Source organism: Alteromonas sp. WD8-37, from assembly GCF_055326825.1.
On the sequence record NZ_JBUZOV010000003.1, the window covers coordinates 66,711 to 84,351 of the forward strand.

Genomic DNA, 17,641 nt, shown 5'->3' on the forward strand with positions numbered 1-17,641 from the left:
GGTGAGCGAGCCGCACTCCTTTGACCAGGCGGACCACAAGCTGGACGCCATGGGTTTGCGCTGCCCCGAGCCGGTCATGATGATCCGCCTCAAGGTGCGCAAGATGGCCCCCGGTGAAACAGTGTATGTGACCGCGGATGATCCTTCCACCGCGCGTGATGTGCCCAGCTTTTGCCGCTTTATGCAACATACACTGGTGGATGCACAAACCGATTCCGTGCCGTATCAGTATCTGATCCAAAAAGGGGCGTAACACGCCCCTTTTTCTATGCTTCAGGTTTTGTGATAGCGGGCTTCCACCGCGCAAAAAATCCCAAAGGTCACCATGCCGATCCCCACCACCAGCAGGCCGTACTGGCCATAGCTTTGCTGTAAGATGGTTTGTAATGCTTCATGCAACCCGCCGGCTTCCTGGGGGTTGGCCTGCCAGGCAGCATTGACAAAAAAGCCGCCCACCAGCAGATACACAATGCCGCGGGCAAAAAAGCCCATGCGGCCAACATATTCGGCGACCTGGGTCACCCGGGCTGACATGCGGTGCCTGTCCAGCTTGTTCATAAACTTGGCTTTGAGGGTATGGTTAAACTGGATAAAGGCAAAGATGATGATCACGATGCCGATGGCGCCGACCAGATACACGCCCCATTGATTTTGCATCAGGTTGGAAGACACCTGCTCTGACGTGTTTTGACTGCCGCTGCTACTGCCACTGCCTTGCAAGGTTTTGAAGGCGAGGGTGGCACCCGAGGCATAAATGATGGCTGAGACCACGTAAAAGATACGGGTAATCACATCCGAGGTTTCTGACATATCCAGATTATCGATATTTAAGATGGCTTGAACCAACCGCCACAACACATAACAGATCATGCCCAACACCACCGCGCCCAGCAGGAACCGGCCGAAGGGTTGTTGCAATAACGACGCGAACACCTCGCTTTGACCTGGTGTGTCGGAACCCACCGCGCCCATGGCCGCGCGAATAATCAGTATGCCTAACAGGCCATACACCACGGTTTTTGCAGCATAACCGCCAAAGGCTAATACCCGTTTCCAGTCTGCGCTCACAACAATTTCCTTTATTTGATTAATTGTTATGCATACGCAGCCTCACCACGCTTTGTTTAACACGCTGGCAAATTATTGAGATGATTTGATTATTTTGAGCAAGAGCTGATGAAGCTGGGCTTTGGCCTGGGGGGGTGGGGCAGTGCAGTTCACTGGCAAAGATATGTTGTGTGGCCAGCAGCCGCTCCAGGGTGGCCAGCGGGACATCCAGCTGCACATAGCTGTCTTGCGCTGTATTGGCGGAAGATTTGTGTGCCATCAGTGCAATACGCGGTCATCGCCTCTGGCCGCGCCGCTGGTGTCGCTCAACGAGGCTGCAATGGCCTGAATCAGGCGCGAGAGCTGCGGCTGTTGCACATACAGCGGTAATAATGCCTGCAACTGTTGGTAAGTCTGGTCAATGACCTGACGGGCTGCCTGGGCTTCATTGGCCTGGCGGTAGTGGTCGGCTAAAAAGATAGCCAGTGCACCATAAGCGATAAAATCCTGCGAGACCTGCTCTGTCTCTGCTTCGGGTTCATTGAGCGAGAGCACCACAGCATGGGCAATCTCGTAGGCCTGACCGCTGCAATGAATGGCGCTGTGCTCATCACCTTCCTGCAAAAATCGCTGAGCGGTTTGCTGCATTTGCAGGCGTTGCTGCCGCGCATCCTCCGGGTGGGTCTGTAACCAACGTTTAAATTTGGTACTGATAAAATGGGCACGCATACCGGCAGCTCCTATGCATTCCGCTGTATTACAGCAAAGATGTAAATGAGAATTATTTGCAATAATAGGTGGGCTGCCGACATTCGTCAAGTGACGTTTACTTAACGGATCAGGGTCGCACCAAACCAGATAAGCAACACCAGGACAGTCAGGCCCAGGATCCCCCAGCCTTTATAACGGCGTAAAAAGGCTTCGGCCCGGTTGCCGGTGATATACACCACCCAGGCCAGGCCAAAATAGCGGATAGACCGGGCAATCACTGTGGCTAGCACAAACAGGCCCAGCGAAAACTGGGCTGCACCAGCCGCCAGCATGGCAATCTGAAAAGGTATGGGCGCAATGCCTAAGGTCATCACAAACCAAAAGCCTTCACGCTGCATATTTTGTTTGATTTGCTTGAACTGCTCAGGGTTAGAGAAGGTCTCAATCACCCAGTCGCCAATCAGATCAAACAAAAAGTAGCCCAGGGCATAGCCCAGCACAGCCCCCAGCAGGCAGCCGACGGTGGCCATCAGCGCAATCAGCCACAGCTTATCACGCCGCGCCTGCATCAGCGGCACCATCACCGCTTCTAAGGGGATGGGCACGATGGTCGACTCAAGCATGGAAGCAAGGGTGATCCCCGACAACAAATGTTTAGAATTTTTTAGCCGCCGGGTGCGTTCTTTTAGCGCTGCGCGTATGCCCATGGTGCCCTACTGATGTTTGACTACTGCCCCGTCTTTCATCACAAAAGACACTGACATCATTACGTCAATATCATCCAGTGGGTTTCCTTTAACTGCAATAATATCAGCCAGTTTACCCACCTCAATACTTCCTAAGGTATCGCTGACCCCTAACATGGTGGCGGCATCCATGGTAGCGCTGCGCAGTGCCTGCTCGGCCGGCATGCCGGCTTCCACCATGAAACCTAATTCTTTGGCATTGTCGCCGTGGGCCGAGACCCCGGAGTCGGTGCCGTAGGCGATATTCACACCAGCCTCATAGGCTCGGGTGAAGGTATCCTGGATCAGTGGGCCGATTTCGGCCGCTTTGGGGCGCACCAGGTCGGGAAAATAGCCGTCAATTTTGGCTTTTTCAGCAACAAACTTGCCGGCCATGATGGTGGGCACATAATAGGTGCCATGCTCTTTCATCAACGCGATGGCTTCTTCATCCATATAGGTGCCATGCTCAATGGAAGTCACGCCGGCTTTGATAGCGCGCTTCATGCCTTCTGTACCGTGGGCATGCACCGCCACTGTCATGCCATAATCGTTGGCGGTGGCCACGATGGCATTAAGCTCATCGGTCATAAACTGCGGGTTTTGGCCACTTTTGGCCACACTCAACACGCCGCCGGTGGCGGTAATTTTAATCACATCAGCGCCATCCTGATAGCGCTGGCGCACAGCTTCACGCGCTTCAGCCACGCCGTTGACAACGCCATCGACCGGGCCGGTGTCCGGGCGAATATGCTTGGCCATACTGTTGGTGGGATCAGCATGCCCACCGGTGGTGGCAATCGACTTAGCCGCGGTGTAGATACGAGGGCCTTCAAATAACCCGCCATCGATGGCATTACGCAGGGCCACGGTTTCATTGTAACTGTCACCTAAATTGCGCACGGTGGTAAAACCGGCATGTAAGGTTTTTTGCGCATAATGAGCCGCTTTTAGCGCATAGTCGGCTTCATTGTTGGTAAAGCGCTGCAGGTAGGTTTGCGGGCCGCCGTGCTGGGTGGATAAGTGCACGTGCATGTCCATCAGCCCCGGCAGCACCGTGTGCTCAGACAAATCAATCAGAGTGTCATCGCTGCCAGCGTCTTGCAGGCCATCATTGATGGCAGTGATGGTGTTGTCTTCGACAACCACAGTAACATTGCTGCGCAAGTTGTCGCTGGTACTGTCAAACAATTTGCCGGCATGAATGAGGGTGGCAGCCTGCAGGTCAGGAGCGATAGCGCCGGCCAGCAGCACCGCGGCAGTGAGTTTATTGAGTGTCATGGGTTTACCTTGTTGTTTTTAGTAAAAACCCACTCTAGGCGAGACCGCGCACAAATGTAAAGCGCGTGTAAAGCAGCCTCCGGCTATTTGGTCGCAGGCAGTTCGCCAATCACAAACGGCTCGTACTCACTGGTCACAATCAGCTGTTCCCGGCCCTGATGCTGGCGTTTTTCAGCTTCATCAATCAGCTGGTAATAGACATTCTGGTGCAGCCGTGCCCACAGGTTGGTGCGCACACAGACATAAGGGATGGGCGTGCTGTCTGGTGCCAGCAGCGCTGCCGGCGGCGTGCGTAATTCCAGTGGGTGGTTGGATGAAAGGGTCAGTTCATCACCCACATTCGTGGTAAACACAATGCCATCGTCTTCGTGGCGCCACTGAGTGATCAAAAACGGCACATCCTCCACCTGAATGCGCAGCTTTTCCACCGGCGTCACTAGAAAGTACTCTTCCTGCTCTTTTTTCAGTACCGTGGAAAACAGCCGGACCAGGCGCTGACGGCCAATGGGCGAGCCGGCATAATGCCAGCTGCCGTCGACCTTGATCACCAGCTCCATATCACCACACAGCGGCGGGTCCCACTGGTCCACCGGCGGGATGCGGCGCCCTGTATCACCGGCCGCCGCTTCGATTTGCTGGCTAAATCTAGTTAGATCCATCGTTTTGCTCAAGCATGGCTTTGATTTCCCGCAGCTTGGCTTTGATCCGACGCATGTTGTCCGGGCCAGTGCGCAGCAGTTGTTTTTGCGGGGCACTTAAATTTTCCAGCTGGGGATCGGCATATTTATATGCTACCGAATCGCTGTACACCTCTACCGGTACCGGCACTTCCGGGGTATTCAACAGCTCATTAATGGCATTGATGGCCACCTGATCAAACGACTGGTCAGGGTCACCAATTTCGGCATACTTTTCCTGGATCTGTGGCTTGTATTTGCTGTACAACTCCAGTAACTGCTCGTTTTCCATCGATTCCATCATTTGTACATACGGGGTATAACGCTTGTAGCTGGCGGCATCAATCCATTCTTTACCCGCCTGGTTGTACACCCTGAAGGTTTGGTCTGGCGCTTTCAATGGCTGTTGGGAACTCATTTTTTGGTTAGCCATATTAGTGACTGAAGCCACAAAACTTTGCAAAAGTCCTTCGTCTATTAAAAAGGTATTCACTTGGTCTTGGGGAGACACCTCAGATAATGAGGTTCGAATGCCATCATCGCTGCTGTCCAACGGTTCCGAGTCCACTTCAGGCTCGGGCATCGGCTCAGGGTCCTCCACCGGCTCGATTTCCACCGGCTCAGGTTCGGCAGGGGCTTCAAACGACTCTGATTCTTCTTCCATCGGGGCGGGCGCCTGCTCGGTGGCGTTCTCTGTCGGCACCTCTGCTTCAGGTTCCACATCATCAGACGGCCAAAATACGACTGCCACGATGACAATGATAATGATTGCTATCAATACAATATGCGGGGCTACCGTACGTTTTTCTGCCGGGTCACTCATAGCATTTCCACCATTTAAAATTTAATCCTTGGAACAACATGTTAGCAAAATCATACTGGTTAAACCGCGGCAGTGAAAGAGGCCTGACCGCGAATTATTAGATTTCCATCTTCGACTTATTTTCCTACATAAAAAGGCCAGAATTTGATCGTTTTGTGGCCAAGATTGTTAGCGCGAAATGGTCAAAGCAGTACTAAATCATTACAGAAGTTTAACCGCCTCCGCCCGGCCAGCGCCCTATACTGACAGCGTTATCTCAACCGGGCAGGAACAAACATGCAAAAATTTTTGTATCAGGACATTGTGCAGCAGTCGCCAACCATTGACTATCTGGAGGTGCAGTCTTTTGAGATGAATGTGTATCTGGTCAAGGTCACCGTGGGTGAGAAAACTGCTATGGTGTATGACAGCCAGGATAAACCCATGCGGTTTTTCAATGCCGGCCATATTCGTGAGGCCTTTGCGCAATGCACAGTGAACGAGTCGGTGATGACCCACGATACCCCGTATGAAGAGATGATTGGTAATCCGCCCAAGGCGCAGGGCAGCATAACCTTACCCTTTTCCATGGCGCTACCGTATTAAAGCGCCCACACCATGACCTGCAACATGATGGCCAGCGGGTTGCCGGCGGCAAATCCCCGCCAGCCGGAAAAGCCCAGCTGCCGTGCCAGCCAAATGCCGAGTACGCCGCCCCACAGCATGCCGCTGTACAACACCAAGGTGTGGGAATGGGTAAAATGCTGAGTGGCCCAGTACAGTGCCATTATCGTGAGACTTACGCCACAGCTAATCAAAATGCCGGCACGGACAGCCGCCGGAGTCAGGCGAATACGCCCGGCAAGAGAGGATAAAACAGGCATAACAGACAGTCCGTTGCCGCAATCAGAAAAAGAAGTTTCTTCATCATGCGTGCAACGTACTGAAATAACAAGCGAAAGCCGCTTATACTTTAGTGGTGACCGGCAAACTCCACTTCCAGTAGAGTGGCGTTGCCATCAAAGGTCAGGGTTTGCACCTCGCCCTGGCGTTCCACATTGAGGGTGTTGATTTGGTCCGGCCACAAGTCGCGTAGCGCATTGTGACGAATTTTAAGCCCCGCCAGCGCTGGCGGCTGGGCAGTTTCCTGATAAACCCACAAAAACTTGCCGTCTACTTCAAAACCGACAGTGTTCAAAGCCAGGCTGTCGCCATTGGCATCGAGCAGCGCAAAGCGGTCGGTGGCATAGCTGGCAAAGCGTTGCTGGGTCGCACGATCATCCAGAATATCCGCTTCTTTGTCGAACAGGCGTTTAACCGCATGCTCGGCATCGTGCAGGTTAAAGCGATGCATCACCTCAATATTTTCGGTGCGCGGGTTAAACAACACCGTGGTGATGGCAGCTTTTATCTGATGTGCCTGAACCGGACCAGCCAGGGCCACCAGCAGGGCCAGCAGGCCCCACGGTGATACCCAGGGACGACGTAACTTAGTTGTCATTGTCGTCGCTGTCTTCATCATCAGTTTTCAGCTCGGTTTTGCTGTCCTGCATAAGATCCTGATACACCCGACGGCTGCTCTTCTTGCTCTTATACGCCTCAATCCGTGAAGGAATAATGCGGCGCGGGTAGTAGTTGTTTTCCACATCCACATCGGCAGTTTCCCAACGCGGATCCACTACCACACTGACCAGCTCTTCGTCTTTTTCAGTGACGATCAGCTTGGATACCGCTTTAGGCGTACGGCGCCAGATTTCAGCCGGAATGCGCATGCTGCGCTTGCTGCCATCGGCAAATTCCATTTCCAGCAGAATCGGCATGACCAAACCACCTTCGTTGCTAAATTCCAGCACATAGTAGTTTTTGTCTTCACGTACCGCGCGCTCAAACGCCTTACGTTCCCACGGCTCCAGCTTATCTAAAAATTTACGGTATTTGTTGCGATCCTTGTTAGTCGGGGTGTACTGGTCGTTTTCATCGTAGTAATCACGAATGTCTTCAAAACGATCCACCCACAGCGTGCGACCTTCTTCGGCATTACGCTCAACGGTTAGCGACTGCGGCTTGTCCAGCTCAGCTTCACGGCGGCGTTTCAGGTCAATATCCGGATCTTCGGTGTCCAGACGCAGCTTGTAAACCCGGTCTAACGAAATATCCACATGATCGGTAGAGTAGAACCAACCGCGCCAGAACCAGTCCAAATCCACCCCTGAGGCTTCTTCCATGGTGCGGAAAAAGTCAGCCGGGGTCGGGCGCTTAAACATCCAGCGCTGGGCATATTCTTTAAACGCAAAGTCAAACAGCTCGCGGCCCAGGATAGTTTCACGCAGAATATTCAATGCCGCGGCGGGTTTGGTATAGGCATTGGGGCCTAAATGCAGGACCGAGTCAGACTGGGTCATGATTGGCACCTGCGATGAGGACTTCATGTAGCCGGTAATATCACGCGGCTCAACACCCCATGGAATATTCGGATCCCATTCGCGACCAGCCACACCGTCTAAGAAGCTGTTTAAGCCTTCATCCATCCAGGTCCACTGACGCTCGTCAGAGTTAACAATCATGGGGAAATAGTTGTGACCGATTTCGTGGATCACCACGCCAATCAAAAAGCGTTTTTCTGCCAGCGAATAGGTACGCGAACCATCATCCTGCAGCTCGGTGCGTGGGCCGTTGAAGGTGATCATGGGGTATTCCATGCCACCCACCGGGCCATTGACCGACTGAGCAACCGGGTAGGGGTAATCAAAGGTAAAGCGGTTGTACACGTCTAAGGTGTGAATGACAGACTCGGTGGAATATTTTTTCCACAGATCGCCACCTTCTTTCGGGTAGAACGACATCGCCATAACCAGCGGAGTGTCTTCATTGTCTTGCTCGAAGCCGCGTGCATCCCACATAAATTTACGCGAAGACGCCCACGCAAAGTCACGGATGTTATCGGCTTTAAAGCGCCAGGTTTTGGTTTTACTGGTGCCTTCTTTTTCGTTTTCCAGCGCTTCTTCAGCCGTTACCACAAACACCGGACGCTCAGCAGTTTCCGCTTTTTTCAGCCGCTCACGCTGGGTTTTGGTCAGCACATCAGAAGCATTTTGCAGGGTACCGGTGGATGACACAATGTGGTCAGCCGGTACTGTGATGCTCACATCATAGCTACCAAATTCCAGGGTAAATTCACCGCGCCCAATAAATTCTTTGTTGGTCCAGGCTTCATAATCGGTGTAAGCCGCCAGCCGTGGGAACCATTGGGCTAGCAGGAAGATATCATTGCCGCCTTCACGGGCATCATCCGGAAAATGCTCATAGCCGGCGCGCGCGCTTACCGCATCTTCTTCGACGATATTAAAGGCAAAATCGATATCCAGACGGGTTTTTTGGCCTGGTTTCAGTGGCTGGTTTAGATCAACCCGCATCAGGGTGCCGACAATCACATGATGTAATTTATCGCCCTGGCCGGTGGCCACTTTTTGAATGTCATAACCCAGTTCGTTGTCATCCACAAACTGCTGGCGGCGCAATGCACCCATGCTCAGCTTGGCCGGGCTGTCACCGGAGGCAGACTGGGTTGCCGGACCACGGTTACCAATGCCACCAAAGGTGGTGGTCAGCGCCGACATGGAGTCGTCGCGGAATTTATTCTGGTCCAGTTGGATCCACAGATAGTTCAGGGTATCCGGGGAATTGTTCTGGTAAGTGATTTGTTGCGACGCTTCAATCCGGCGGGCGGCTTCGTCCAGGGTCACATCAATTTTGTAATCCACCTGCTGCTGCCAGTACTGATGACCAGGCGCCCCGGCCGCATTGCGGTATACATTAGGAGTGGGCAGAGTTTCTTCCAACTGACGGAATTTATCTTCAAAGTCGCCTTTGGTTTGTTGTATCGCTGAACTGGCGGCGACAGGCAAATGCAACATCACAGACATTGCAGAAACCAGCCAGAACAGGCGGTTTTGGTTTTTTCTCATGCAGATTCCTTGCTATCAATGGCTAAGTAAAAGCGTCGAAGCCCCCATTCTAGCCTTGTTACGCAATGTTTTGCAGGGTTTAGCCGTATTTAGTCAAAAATTCACCGCAAATTAACGGCCTTAACCAGACATTAAAAAGCATTTTGTGCTGCACGGTTTGTGTGTATTCTGAGCATCTGAATGGCTTGTATTGGTCAATGAACTCCCATGACTCCGATTGTCTGGCAACGTGCCGTGGTAAAAGTGGGCAGCGCCCTGATTGCCCCTTCCGGGCAGGCCTGCAGTGGCCGCTATGTGCTGGAGCTGGCGCGGTTTATCAGCGCCAGTCAACGCGCCGGCAAGCAGATTATTCTGGTCTCCTCCGGCGCAGTGGCGGCTGGCCGTCCGCATATTGCGACCCGCCATCGGCCGACCATTGCGCAAAAGCAAGCCATGGCGGCCATTGGTCAGGCCCAGATGATGGCCAACTGGCAGCGCTATTTTGACCAGCCGTGCGCACAGATGCTGCTCAGCGCTGATGATCTGCGTCACCGCCAGCGTTATGTCAATATCCAAAATACCCTGCGCGAATTGCTGCGCCATCAGGCGCTGCCCATCGTGAATGAAAATGACACGGTCAGCGTGGATGAGCTCAAAGTCGGCGATAACGATAACCTGGCGGCCTATACCGCGTTAATGGCGCAGGCTGATACCCTGATCATCTGTTCGGATATTGATGGCCTGTACACCGCCGATCCCCGGCGCGACCCGCAGGCCAGTTTTATCCCACGTGTTGCCCGCATCACCGAGGCCACTCATCAATTGGCCGGTGGCGCCGGCACCGCGGTGGGCACCGGCGGCATGCAAACCAAATTACAGGCCGCTGAGCTGTGCGCCCGCAGTGGCATTCAAACCTGCATTATCAATGGCCACCAGCCGGCGGTATTTGATGCACTGCTTGCCGGGCAGGTGCAGGGTACGCTGTTTGACGCCCATGGCGATGTAGCCCAGGCCCGCGCGCTGTGGATCGCCTACACGCTGCGCGCCCGCGGGCAACTGGAGATTGACTCTGGCGCGCGCCAGGCCCTGACAAGCCATGGGGCATCGTTGCTGGTGTGCGGGATCACCGGCTGTCACGGGGATTTTCGCGCCGGCGATGCGGTCACCATTGTTTGTGACGGCGAACCGCTGGCCAAGGGTATAGTCAATTATGACAGTAAAGACTTACTCACCATAAAGGGTCTGCAAAGCGGGCAGGTGACAGCGGTGCTTGGCTATGCGCGCGGGCCGGCAGTGCACCGTGATGACTTGGTGCGCCTACAACGCTGACCACATTAGGCTGGGCTTCTGCTGCCGAACCCCGTATGCTGAGCCTTTTCTTCCAGGCGGTGCGTATGACGGACTTTACCCCTTCGGTAGCCGATTATCCCTACACGCTGGCCATCACAACCCGGCCGCAGGATTGTGATGCCCTGGGCTATATCAGCAATGTGGTGTTCTACAGCTTTTTCGATACCGCGGTGAGCCAGTTTCTGGCTGAGCGCTGTGAACTCGATATCAGCCAGGCAGCGATTGTGCCGCAGGTGACCCGTTCCCAGTGTCAGTACATGACCCGCGTCAGTTACCCCGAGCCGGTAGTGGTGGGCTTACGTCTGATCAAGCTGGCCCGCAACAGTGCTACCTTTGGGTTGTCGGTGTATGCCGGCGAGCAGCAGCGGCGCGCTGCCCACGGCCAGTTTATGCAGGTGTTTGTGGAGCGCACCAGTGGCAAGGTAGTGCCGGTACCCGAGGATGTGCACCGCGCGTTGCAGGCGCTGGCCGAGGATTTTGAATGAAAGCTGTAGTGCTGGATTTCGACTCGCTGCAGCCGGCCAGTCTGAATACCACTGCGTTGCATCAGTTACCGCTCGACTGGACCCTGTACGGCCACACCTCATCGGCGCAACTGGCCGAACGCATTCGCCAGGCTGATATTATCCTCACCAATAAGGTGATGCTCAGCGCCGAGGCTTTGCGACACAGCCCGTGCCGTTATATTGGTATCTTAGCCACCGGCACCAACAATGTGGACCTGGCTTATTGCCAGGCCAATCAGATTACCGTAAACAATGTGACCAACTATGGTACCGGCTCGGTGGTTCAGCATGCTTTGATGTTGCTGCTGAATCTGATGACCGTGTTTCGCCAGTATGACGATGCGGTTCGCCATGGGCGCTGGAGTCAGGCGAAGCATTTTTGTCTGCTTGATTACCCCATCACTGAACTGGCTGGCAAGCACGCGGTGCTGGTGGGCAGTGGCACGCTGGGCAGCGCGTTTGGCAAGGTGCTCACCAGCTTAGGCATGACCGTGACATTTTGCGCCCGGCCGGGCGCTGATGGTGACCCGCGCCCGTCACTGGATGCGTTGTTGCCAGACGCGGATGTGCTGAGCCTGCATTGCCCGCTGACCCCGGCCACCGATACCTTAATTGACGCGACCCGACTGGCGCGCTTAAAACCCGGCGCGGTGCTAATCAATACCGCTCGTGGCGGGTTGCTTGATGAAACAGCCTTGCTGGAGGCGCTTACAGCGGGGACGCTGGCTGGCGCCGCATTGGATGTGCTCAGCCAGGAACCGCCGCCAGCGGATCATCCCCTGCTTAACAGCGACCTGCCACAGCTTATCATCACTCCGCATGCTGCCTGGGGCGCCACCGAGTCACGCCAGCGCCTGCTGGATCAGGCACTGACCAAACTAACTGACTTTATTGCCGGCGGCTAACCCCAGCCTAATCCGGCGAGTCAGGTTGCTGTTGCTCCGTGGGGCCGGCTGCATCGGGCTCTTCACCCAAAAAGAACTGATAATACACATCCAGTGCAAACGCGGTTTGCTCTTCGATGGTGGTTTGTACCGCTTCCACATAAAAGCGTGGCAGTAAGCGGTAGCGCAGCGCCAGGTCGGGTGGGGCCGAGCGCCGGCGTACTGTTTCGGCGGTGTTATCATCGCTGCCCAGGCCCACATCAAAGTTATAGCGCACACTTAAGCGCTCGTTGATGCGCCCGCTTACTGACAACATAGGATCATTGCCACCGGCACCAGAGGTGGTGCCGATACTAAAATCCTGAATGCCAAAGGCTTCACCCAGCTGGCCCTGAATTTTATTGGTATTGGACAAGCCCATACCCAGCAGCATCGCAGCATAATTCGGATTACCTTCAGAGCGCCCCGGCGCACTGCCGGTGAGCAGATAACTTAGCGCATTGCTTTGATCCATGGTGGGGTTGGTAAACACACTGATGTTTGGATTATCGGCCGAGCCGTCAATGCGGATCCCGGCGATGACCCCATCGTCGGTTTTGGCTGGCGCACGAATAGCTTCCACCACCAGCAGCGGCTGGTCCAGCGGGCCGTTAAACTGCACTTCACCGGTGCGAATCAACAAGTCCTGGCCATAGGCCTGAAAGCGGCCATCCATGATTTGCAGCGAGCCATAGCCCACCGGTGCCGGCTGGGTTTTCACCTGTAGCTGGCCGGCCAGATTGGCAGCCAGGCCAAACGCCTCCAGTTTTACCTCACCATTTTTGTCACTGTCGATGATAACTTCCACATCGGCATCCACAATGCTGAGCGGATCTTCGCTGGGCGGTTCGCCCCGCAAATGCACATCTTTGGACGGGGCCACGGCACTTTCAGGCAACTCTTCAATTTTGATTCGGGCCCACGGCACCTTGACCTGGCCATTGACCTTCACCGCCTCTGGCGACACTGTGGCGGTAAGATCCGGCGACAGCCGTACGGTGATATCACGCTGCTGTACTTCTAATTGATCACCTTGTAACGCCAATTGCAGCAAGGGCTGAGCCGGGTCCTGCCAGTTCAGGCTGCCGGTCAGGCTGCCGGCGCCGGGGCCTAAGTTAAAGCGCCCGTCAAACTCAGCCTGCTGGCCGTCAAAGGTAATGGACTGGGTCCAGTTGCTGATGGTGGCCGGGGTATCTTCAATATCCAGATTGCCATCTTTCAGCTGCAAGGTGCCGTTGAGTAACGGCTGGTTTAGCGCGCCAGACAACGCAATATCGCCGTTCAGGGCGCCGCTTAATTCTCGAATCGCCGGCGAGATGGGTTTTAGCGGGGCCACCTTAATAGCCTCTAAGGTCAGCTCGCCTTCCAGCGGCGGACTGGCCACAAACGGCTGGGTGGTAAATGCTAGCTCTATGGCGCCTAACTGTGCGCTATCCAGCCGGGCCTGGGCTTCTAAGGTGTCCACATCCAGCGTACCACTGGCTTGTACCGCGTCGACTTCAATCGGAATGTGTTGCTGCTGGCCCAGCCGCCAGGTGGCCGGGGTCATCGACAGGGCAAACTGACCTTGCGGGGTGCCGCCTTTGGGCATTTTGCCGGTGGCTGATAATGACAGCGTGGCTGGCGGCGCTTCAGGGAGCAAGTCGCCTAACACTTCACTGGCCCATAAACCGGCCGGCAGCTGCTCGGCCTGAATATCCCAGCGCGCCACATCATTTTTGTACAGCAGATCATTAATACACAGGGTGCCATCTTCGCGAGAGGCCCAGCAGTGGGGAAAAATTTTGGTACTAAACGGGGTCGGCCGTACCGCCAGGGTGACACTGTCCTGCAGCACCCAGCGCGAGGCAAACACGCCCAGCTCGGTGTCCGACAACTGGCCTTTCCAGCGGCCGTCCTGCCAGCCTCCGGCAATGGCCAGCTCAACAAAATGATCGGCCAGCGACAGATCGATAGCCACCTGGTGGTCGCTGAGCTGGCCATCCAGCACGATGCTGCCATCTAATGCACCTTGCTGAGCCAGTGCCGGGCTCAGAGCCGCCGGTGCCCGCACTTCGGCAAAATCGATGCTGCCGCTGGCCCCCGGATCCTGCCAGCTACCATCAATATCCAAATCGGCGGTCACTGCACCACTAAATCCCGGATACAGGGTTTCCAGCTGGGTCAGGCGCGCTTCGATGGAGCCTTTGAGGAAGCGATTTTTTAATACCTGGCCGGCAATCTGGGCTTCGTTCTCACCATGGGTGACCTGTAAGCTGGTCACCAGCAATTCAGCTGGCCCGGAATAGACTGCCGAGCCGTTGGCTTTAAGCGCGTAACCGCGCTGGTCGGCGTTAAGACTCAGATCGGTGACACTTATGTGTAAGCCAGCACTGTCATAATTGAGCAGGCTGGTCAGCTCGCCATTGATGGCGGTGGGCCCGGCCGGCACTACTGTTTCACTCGATAAATTTTTAAGCCGGGTGGTGCCTTCCCAGCTGATGGCCTCGTTTAAATACAGAGTGCCGCTATTGACCACCCGGCCACCCAGCAAGCCGGCATCCAGTTTGTTAACCCGAATGTTGGAGCGCTGCAGCACGATGTCCAGGGTCACCGGCACCTGTCCTAACTGGGGGATCTGGGCTCCAGCGTCACCGGTGACCTGATAGTCGCCCATCTGGCCGTTGATATTGAGCTGGCCCGCCTGCAACTGCCCGTCTGCCATGCCCGGGATGGGCTGGGCCGGCCATTGCAGACTCAGGCTCACCGGTAAGCTATCGCTGAGCACATTCAGTGAGCCTTGTAGCTGGCCGGCATAGGCGCCTTCGGCTGATAGTGCCAGGCCCAGTTCCGCCAGCCCGCCGCGGGTTTCCAGGTCGATGCGCTGGGTGGCGCCGTCCGGCAGGATAAGCTGCGCGGTAAACTGGCTAGACAGCGGAAAGCGGTCGGCCAGCGAGGTGGTCAAAGAGCCATTAAGCGTACCTTGCGGGTGTTTCACGTGTAGCCGATTAAGTAGCATGCGAGTGTCGATAAATTCAAACGAGGCAAAATCCACTGACTCCACAGTTTGCTTGGTTTCACCCTGGTTGAGGGTGATATCGGTCAGCTCAAAATCTTCCACCGTCACCGGCAAGGGGGTGCGGATATCAGGTAGCTCCGGCGCGGTATACGACAGCGCATAACTGGTAGGCGCGGCCGGGGTCTCTGGCACGGCCGCCTGGTCGATGTTGATCACCAGGCCACTGGCGTGAACCGGGTTCAGCGCCAGCGTGTCATTTAGCCGGGCGCCCAGACGCAACTGCTGCAGGCCAATGGTCTGGCCGGGCAGGGCAATGGCGGTGCGGGTCAGGGTGGCCTGATTGAGGATCACCGACAACGGCAATTGCAACGGCTCATCGGACGGCGGGGTCTCTTCAGCCGGCGGCGGGCTACCCATCTGGCTGACACTCACATCGTTGGTCATCAGGGTATCAATACACACCTGCGATAAGGTAAAACAGCTAAGATCCAGGTTCAGATGAATTTGCCCGGCACTGACCTGCCATTGCGGGTTCTGCCAGCGTAAACCGCGCACCCAAAAATCACCCAGCGGCGAGCCAGCCACCTCATCAATTTCCAGATCAGCCACTGCCAGACTGGCCAGCGGGCCAAGCAGCGGGCTACCCATGGGACTGAGTAGCAGCGCCATCAGGACAAGCAACACCAGTAGCGGTGCCATCAACCAGGCTGCAATACGCCGTTTTCTCATAACTCAGGCCCTAACATAAAATGAAACCGCCAGGTGTTTTCGGTTTGTGAGAAGCCCCGGGCAATATAAAAACGCACCGGGCCGATGGGCGATAACCAGTGTGCGCCGGGGCCAACGCCGATGGCCGGATCCTGGTTAAATTCATTGGTGGCGGTGCCGATGTCAAAAAATGCCGCAGCGCGCCATTTGTCAGCCACCCGATAGGCATACTCGGTGCCGGCGGTGGCTAAGTATTTGGCCCCGGCATTTTCCCGTAAACCGGTGGCCGGGTTAAAAATATCATCATCGTCCGGCGCTATCTCTCGGTAGCCAAAGCCCCGCACACTTTGATCGCCACCGGCATAAAAACGCAGCGAGGCCGGTACCTCGGTAAAGCTGTTAGTATCGATGGCCCCGGTCTCGGCGCGCAGCATAAAACGGTGTTTGCCAAAGGTGCGAATGAACTTGGCCTCGGCAGTGATTTTGACGATGTCGATATCTGAGCCAAAGCCGTCGCGACCGACCTGAATGCCGGCCCGCAAATAGTTACCGTGGGTGATATTCAGCGGAGCATCTTTGGTCAGGTATTGTAGCGCATAACCGGGCAGCACCAGCTGCGTGGTTTGTTCAGGGGCCATATCCACCGGCAAGTCCACGCCCTCGGTTTGTTCGGCATCTTGCTGCACCTGATAGGTTTCGCGCAGATAGGTGGCCGAGTAGTCGGTTTGCCACGGCGAGTCGTCATCCTGCACCAGGCGATGGACCGACAACGACAAGGTCTGGCTTTCGGTGCCGGTGTCGTTGTAATCCAGCAACTGATAACCGGCTTCATATTTTAAATAATCACTGGTGAGATCTTTCATCGGCACCAGATAATTAAGGGTCAGGGATTGCTCCGGTGCGGACAAAAACAGCTCGCCATTGACACTGTGGCCGGAGGCATTGACCCACGGCCGCTCCCATTTCAGCCGCAGCCGGGCACCGGTGTCGGTGGCCGCACCCAGCCCTACATTAAAATTATCCCGCGGCTGGTGGGCAAGGGTCACTTCAATGGGGACCTGGGTGCCCTGCGCCTGGCTGACCACCGGGCGGGCAATAACCCGCGAAAAATAGCCGGTCTGGTTGAGGCGGCGGTTAAACTCGGTAAGTTGTTCGGAGGTGTAAGGCTCGCCGGTTTTAAACGGGCGCAGCTGGCCGATGATTTCGGCGGCTTTGTCATCGCCGTTTATGGTGACCTCCCCAAAGACGTAGCGCGGGCCGCTTTGGGCAATCAGTAGTATGTTGGCTGCGCGCTCTTCGCGCACCAGATCCAGCCGGGTGGCCTGCCAGTGAAAATCAAAATAGCCATGCTCTAGCGCATAGTTAAACATCTCACTTTTAAACCGCTCGTACACCGGCTGTAACATGACATCCCCGGGCTTGAGGGCAAAGCTGTTGAAGGTCTGGCGAAAGTCTTTATCAGCGCGACCGGCGCCGATGATTTCCCGGGTTACATTGGTAACCTGCAAGGGCGTGTCCAGGGTGATGTGCAGGATCACCTCATCCTCATCCTCCGGCTGCTCAACCCGGGTCTGGCTGTTGTAATAGCCAAACGGCTCCACCGCGGTGGCCACAGTGGAAGCCACCTCCTGCTGCCAGAATGGATCGCTCAACTGGGCCTGGGTCAACTCGAGGCTGTTCAGATGCAAACGAATATTGTTGCGCAGCTTGCTATCATCCACGCCTACCAGCTCGTATTCCAACTCGGCCAGTGCCGTGCTGCTTATCAGGCAAAACACTAAGCAGGCAAAACAGCGCACAAAACGGGCAATCATGAAGTATCACAAATCCTTGCGGTTACGCATAGCAGCTGTACATTCAGTGTTCTGTCGTGCCACACTGCGAGCAACGGCCGTGCTACGGTCTTTATTAGTCACTAGTATATTATCGCTGGGCCTGATGCGAAGATCAGGTAAGACAGATAACAATA

General features: G+C 55.3%; 17 protein-coding genes. 5 read left to right on the top strand and 12 right to left on the bottom strand.

Annotated features, from left to right (window positions below; genetic code table 11):
* The first annotated feature begins 1 nt into the window (after position 1).
* Positions 2-253 (top strand): sulfurtransferase TusA, encoded by a 252-nt coding sequence (gene tusA / locus ACTUJZ_RS09195; protein WP_463636013.1) that lies wholly within the window; start codon positions 2-4, stop codon positions 251-253.
* Between the two features lie 20 nt (positions 254-273).
* Here tusA and ACTUJZ_RS09200 read toward each other — a convergent pair whose 3' ends face one another.
* From ACTUJZ_RS09200 to ACTUJZ_RS09230, 7 genes are all read right to left on the bottom strand, one after another.
* On the bottom strand, positions 274-1,068 hold the full coding sequence (locus ACTUJZ_RS09200; RefSeq protein WP_463636014.1) for a DUF1206 domain-containing protein: 795 nt from the start codon (positions 1,066-1,068) through the stop codon (positions 274-276).
* Positions 1,069-1,087: 19 nt separating this feature from the next.
* Positions 1,088-1,327: a hypothetical protein gene (locus ACTUJZ_RS09205; RefSeq protein ID WP_463636015.1), complete on the bottom strand. Its 240-nt coding sequence runs from the start codon at positions 1,325-1,327 to the stop codon at positions 1,088-1,090.
* Entirely contained in the window at positions 1,327-1,776 is a 450-nt protein-coding gene (locus ACTUJZ_RS09210; protein ID WP_463636016.1) for a hypothetical protein, read from the bottom strand. Before ACTUJZ_RS09210 ends, ACTUJZ_RS09205 begins: the two co-directional genes overlap by 1 nt.
* A 101-nt stretch (positions 1,777-1,877) precedes the next feature.
* A complete protein-coding gene (locus ACTUJZ_RS09215) occupies positions 1,878-2,465 on the bottom strand; it encodes a YqaA family protein (protein WP_463636017.1) in 588 nt (195 codons plus the stop codon).
* A gap of 6 nt (positions 2,466-2,471) precedes the next feature.
* Positions 2,472-3,764, bottom strand: a complete 1,293-nt coding sequence (locus ACTUJZ_RS09220) for a metal-dependent hydrolase family protein (RefSeq protein ID WP_463636018.1) — start codon at positions 3,762-3,764, stop codon at positions 2,472-2,474.
* 83 nt (positions 3,765-3,847) lie between these two features.
* Positions 3,848-4,423, bottom strand: coding sequence for a DUF1285 domain-containing protein (locus ACTUJZ_RS09225; RefSeq protein WP_463636019.1), 576 nt, complete (start codon positions 4,421-4,423; stop codon positions 3,848-3,850).
* On the bottom strand, positions 4,410-5,264 hold the full coding sequence (locus tag ACTUJZ_RS09230; protein WP_463636020.1) for a DUF3014 domain-containing protein: 855 nt from the start codon (positions 5,262-5,264) through the stop codon (positions 4,410-4,412). The genes ACTUJZ_RS09225 and ACTUJZ_RS09230 overlap by 14 nt, the downstream gene beginning before the upstream one ends.
* Before the next feature lie 276 nt (positions 5,265-5,540).
* On the opposite strand from ACTUJZ_RS09230, the gene ACTUJZ_RS09235 reads away from it, so the two are divergent.
* Entirely contained in the window at positions 5,541-5,849 is a 309-nt protein-coding gene (locus ACTUJZ_RS09235; protein ID WP_463636021.1) for a DUF6482 family protein, read from the top strand.
* On the opposite strand, the gene ACTUJZ_RS09240 is transcribed toward ACTUJZ_RS09235, so the two are convergent.
* From ACTUJZ_RS09240 to ACTUJZ_RS09250, 3 genes are all read right to left on the bottom strand, one after another.
* Positions 5,846-6,127 carry a hypothetical protein gene (locus ACTUJZ_RS09240; RefSeq protein WP_463636022.1) on the bottom strand — a complete coding sequence of 94 codons (282 nt, stop codon included), beginning with the start codon at positions 6,125-6,127 and terminating at the stop codon, positions 5,846-5,848. The two genes, ACTUJZ_RS09235 and ACTUJZ_RS09240, sit on opposite strands and share 4 nt — an antisense overlap.
* Positions 6,128-6,216: 89 nt before the next feature.
* Positions 6,217-6,744 carry a DUF6702 family protein gene (locus tag ACTUJZ_RS09245; protein ID WP_463636023.1) on the bottom strand — a complete coding sequence of 176 codons (528 nt, stop codon included), beginning with the start codon at positions 6,742-6,744 and terminating at the stop codon, positions 6,217-6,219.
* On the bottom strand, positions 6,734-9,208 hold the full coding sequence (locus ACTUJZ_RS09250) for a M1 family metallopeptidase (protein WP_463636024.1): 2,475 nt from the start codon (positions 9,206-9,208) through the stop codon (positions 6,734-6,736). Before ACTUJZ_RS09250 ends, ACTUJZ_RS09245 begins: the two co-directional genes overlap by 11 nt.
* A gap of 207 nt (positions 9,209-9,415) precedes the next feature.
* Between ACTUJZ_RS09250 and proB the strand changes: the two genes are divergently transcribed.
* The 3 genes from proB (at position 9,416) to ACTUJZ_RS09265 (ending at position 11,948) form a co-directional block, all read left to right on the top strand.
* Entirely contained in the window at positions 9,416-10,516 is a 1,101-nt protein-coding gene (gene proB, locus ACTUJZ_RS09255; RefSeq protein WP_463636025.1) for a glutamate 5-kinase, read from the top strand.
* A 65-nt stretch (positions 10,517-10,581) separates the two neighbouring features.
* The gene (locus tag ACTUJZ_RS09260; RefSeq protein WP_463636026.1) at positions 10,582-11,022 is read left to right on the top strand and encodes an acyl-CoA thioesterase; all 441 of its coding nucleotides are present in this window, start codon (positions 10,582-10,584) and stop codon (positions 11,020-11,022) included.
* Entirely contained in the window at positions 11,019-11,948 is a 930-nt protein-coding gene (locus tag ACTUJZ_RS09265) for a D-2-hydroxyacid dehydrogenase (RefSeq protein ID WP_463636027.1), read from the top strand. The genes ACTUJZ_RS09260 and ACTUJZ_RS09265 overlap by 4 nt, the downstream gene beginning before the upstream one ends.
* A 7-nt stretch (positions 11,949-11,955) precedes the next feature.
* Here ACTUJZ_RS09265 and ACTUJZ_RS09270 read toward each other — a convergent pair whose 3' ends face one another.
* On the bottom strand, positions 11,956-15,693 hold the full coding sequence (locus ACTUJZ_RS09270) for a translocation/assembly module TamB domain-containing protein (protein WP_463636028.1): 3,738 nt from the start codon (positions 15,691-15,693) through the stop codon (positions 11,956-11,958).
* Positions 15,690-17,486 carry an autotransporter assembly complex protein TamA gene (locus ACTUJZ_RS09275; RefSeq protein WP_463636029.1) on the bottom strand — a complete coding sequence of 599 codons (1,797 nt, stop codon included), beginning with the start codon at positions 17,484-17,486 and terminating at the stop codon, positions 15,690-15,692. Before ACTUJZ_RS09275 ends, ACTUJZ_RS09270 begins: the two co-directional genes overlap by 4 nt.
* Positions 17,487-17,641: the final 155 nt, after the last annotated feature.